Source organism: Roseicyclus sp. (genome assembly GCF_018402035.1).
Taxonomy (GTDB): domain Bacteria; phylum Pseudomonadota; class Alphaproteobacteria; order Rhodobacterales; family Rhodobacteraceae; genus Roseicyclus.
This window is the reverse complement of record NZ_JAGYJN010000041.1, coordinates 1-3,517: the sequence shown is the minus strand read 5'-3', so window position 1 is coordinate 3,517 and position 3,517 is coordinate 1. Positions and strand designations below refer to the sequence as shown.

Genomic DNA, 3,517 nt, shown 5'->3' with positions numbered 1-3,517 from the left:
GATCCCGGTTTCATCTGGGTTGCAGGGCAGGGCGGCTATGGGTTTCAGACAGCCCCCGCCGCGTCGCGGTTGGTGGCCGATCTGGTTGGCGGACGCGTGCCGGAGTTGGACGCTGATCTGGTCGCGACGCTCTCGCCTGCGCGGTTTCGCGGAGGCATAGCATGATCCGCAAGCTTGATCTGCCCGATACCGCCGCGACAGGTGCCGATGCGCGCATCTCGGCGCCCTCGGCGCTCAGGAACCGCGACGCGATCACGGCGAAATTGATCCGCATCGCGCCTGCGTCAGGCCGCGCCTTGGAAATCGCCTCCGGCACGGGCGAGCATGTGATCGCCTTCGCCGCCGCCATGCCGGGGCTGGATTGGCAGCCGACCGATCCCGACCCCACGCGCCGCGCCTCGATCGCGGCATGGGTGGCGGATGCGGGCCTGAGCAATATAAGCCCGGCCCTGCATCTGGATGCCGCGCGCCCCGGCTGGGCCAAGGATCATGGCCCCGCCGATCTGATCGTGCTGATCAACCTGCTGCACCTGATTTCCATGCCCGAGGTCGCGGCGCTTTTGGCCGAGGTCGCCAAGGCCCTCGCCCCCGGCGGGCGCTTTGCGCTCTACGGCCCCTTCTTGCGCGATGGGCAGACGACAAGCCAAGGTGATGCCGATTTCGACGCGGCACTGCGTGCCCAAGACCCCGCCATCGGCTACAAGGACATGGCCGATGTCATCGCGATGCTGCAAGGCCACGGGCTTGCCCATGCCGACACCATCGCGATGCCCGCCAACAACCTGTTGCTGGTGTTCAGCCGCCCGGCTTAACCGTCGATCCGGATCACGGCATTTTGCGGGTCATAGGGGCTATCCTCGACGATCACCGCATCCCAGAGTTCGCGGAACATGCGGACCTTCAGCTTCGTGCCGACCACCGCCAGATCGGGGCGCACATAGCCCATGCCGATCTGACGCCCGAAGGCGACCGAATACCCGCCCGAGGTGAGGCGCCCGATCTTTTGCCCATCAAGCAGCAATGCCTCGCGCCCCCAAGGGTCGGCATCGGCCGGACCATCGATCAGAAGCGTGACGCATTTCGACCGGATACCCGTCGCCAGCATCGCATCCTTGCCGTGAAACGCCTTGTCCAGATCGACGAAGCGATCCAAGCCCGCCTCGAGCGGCGTGGCGTCCCGGCCCAGTTCGGTGCCGAAGGCGCGATAGCTCTTCTCCTGCCTCAGCCAGTTCTGCGCCCGCGCCCCGACCAGTTTCAGCCCATGGTTTTCGCCCGCCGCCATCAGCAAATCCCAAAGATAGCGCTGCATTTCGATGGGGTGGTGTAACTCCCAGCCCAACTCGCCGGTATAGGCCACCCGGATCGCGCGCACCGGGCACATGCCCAACTCGATATTGCGCATGGAAAGCCATGGGAAACGTTTGTTGCCCAAGACCGTCTCGGGATCGGCATCCTTGACGATGTCGCGCAAGATCGCGCGCGCATTTGGCCCGGCGATGGCAAAGACGCCCCATTGCGTGGTGACGTCATGGATGTCGACATATGCCCCGCCTGCGGCCATGAAATCTTCGGCGGCCTTGGTCAGGTAATCGCCATCATAGGCTGTCCATGCCCCTGCCGAGACGAGGTAGTATTCATGCTCAGCCAGCCGCACGATGGTATATTCGGTGCGCACCGTGCCCGCGCCGGTCAAGGCATAGGTCAGGTTGATCCGCCCCACCTTGGGCAGCTTGTTGCAGGTAAAGCCGTCCAAGAATGCCGTGGCACCGGGGCCGCGCAACAGATGCTTGCTAAAGGCTGTGGCATCGATCAGCCCGGCGGATTTGCGGATCGCTTCGGCCTCGGTGCGGGCATAGTCCCACCATGCGCCGCGCCGAAAGCTGCGGCTGTCATGATCGTAACCCTCGGGCGCGTCCTTGGGGCCGTAGTAATTCGGACGCTCCCAGCCGTTGACACAGCCGAACTGCGCGCCGAGCGCCTTTTGCCGGTCATAGGCGGGGGCAGTCCGCAAGGGGCGGCAGGCTTCGCGCTCTTCATCGGGGTGATGCAAGATGAAGACATGGGAATAGCATTCTTCGTTCTTGCGGGCGGCATATTCGGTGGTCATCCAATCCGCGCCATAGCGCTTGGGGTCGAGGGCGGCCATGTCGATCTCGGCCTCGCCTGCGACCATCATCTGGGCCAGGTAATAGCCGGTGCCACCCGCCGCCGTGATGCCGAAGGAAAAGCCCTCGGCCAGCCACATATTGCGCAGGCCCGGTGCCGGGCCCACCAGCGGGTTGCCATCGGGCGTGTAGCAGATGGGGCCGTTGAAATCATCCTTCAGCCCCACCGTTTCGGACGAGGGGATGCGGTGGATCATGCTCATGTATTCTTCTTCGATCCGCTCCAGATCGAGCGGGAAAAGATCGGCGCGGAAACTGTCGGGCACGCTATATTCGAAACAGGCGGGCGCGCCGTATTCATAGGGCCCCAAGATCCAGCCGCCACGCTCTTCGCGGACATACCATTTGGCATCTGCATCGCGCAGCACGGGATGCTCGCCATTTGTTTTGCGCCATTCCACCAACGCCGGATCGGGCTCGGTCACGATATACTGGTGCTCGACCGGGATGGCGGGGATCTTGATCCCCAAAAGCTTCGCCGTGCGCTGTGCGTGGTTGCCGGTGGCGGTGACCACATGCTCGGCGGTGATCATCGCGGTCTCGTCGGAGGGAACAAGATTGCCCCCCTTCTCGACCATCTTGGTCACGCTGACCTGCCATTCCGAGCCGGTCCAGTGATAGCCATCGACCTGCCATTTGCGTTCGATCACCACACCGCGCTGGCGCGCGCCCTTGGCCATGGCCATGGTCACATCGGCGGGGTTGATGTAGCCGTCGGTCGGATGATAGATCGCGCCTTTGAGATCCTCGGTCCGCACCAAGGGCCAGCGCGCCTTGATCTCGGCGGGTGTCAGCCACTCATAGGGAATGCCCACGGTCTCTGCGGTCGCGGCATAAAGCATGTATTCATCCATGCGCGCATCGGTTTGTGCCATGCGCAGATTGCCCACGACTGAGAACCCGGCGTTCAGTCCTGTCTCGGCCTCGAGCGTCTTGTAGAACTTGACCGAGTAGTCATGGATATGGCTTGTCGCGTAGCCCATGTTGAACAAAGGCAGCAAGCCTGCCGCATGCCAGGTCGAGCCGCTGGTCAACTCATCGCGTTCCAACAGCATGACATCATCCCACCCGGCGCTGGCCAGATGGTAGGCGATCGATGTGCCGACGGCGCCACCACCGACGACAAGGGCTTTGACATGCGTTTTCATGGCCTGCTGATCCTTCGGGATTGGGCGCTGATATCCAATCCTTACCTGCCCGAGTGGCGCGGTTTGCGCCACACTCACCCGACCGAAATCGACACGAAAGCGACATGCACCATCGCACGCTTCTTCGTTTCAAAAATATCCCGGGGGAGCCCGGCACGGGCGGGGGCAGAGCCCCCGAATTTTCGTACGAAAATTCGCATGCGC

3 protein-coding genes and 1 pseudogene are annotated in these 3,517 nt (G+C 63.2%); 3 read left to right on the top strand and 1 reads right to left on the bottom strand.

What is annotated here, in order from left to right; genetic code table 11:
- Nucleotides 1-165: pseudogene (locus KG698_RS15730) on the top strand (glycerol-3-phosphate dehydrogenase); the annotation flags it as partial.
- Nucleotides 162-812 carry a DUF938 domain-containing protein gene (locus tag KG698_RS14810; RefSeq protein WP_213686317.1) on the top strand — a complete coding sequence of 217 codons (651 nt, stop codon included), beginning with the start codon at nucleotides 162-164 and terminating at the stop codon, nucleotides 810-812. The pseudogene KG698_RS15730 and the gene KG698_RS14810, both read left to right, overlap by 4 nt.
- Here KG698_RS14810 and KG698_RS14805 read toward each other — a convergent pair.
- Entirely contained in the window at nucleotides 809-3,313 is a 2,505-nt protein-coding gene (locus KG698_RS14805) for an FAD-dependent oxidoreductase (protein WP_213686316.1), read from the bottom strand. The genes KG698_RS14810 and KG698_RS14805 overlap by 4 nt on opposite strands.
- On the opposite strand from KG698_RS14805, the gene KG698_RS14800 reads away from it, so the two are divergent.
- Nucleotides 3,302-3,517: hypothetical protein (locus KG698_RS14800; RefSeq protein ID WP_213686315.1), on the top strand; the 216-nt coding region annotated here is incomplete at its 3' end. The genes KG698_RS14805 and KG698_RS14800 overlap by 12 nt on opposite strands.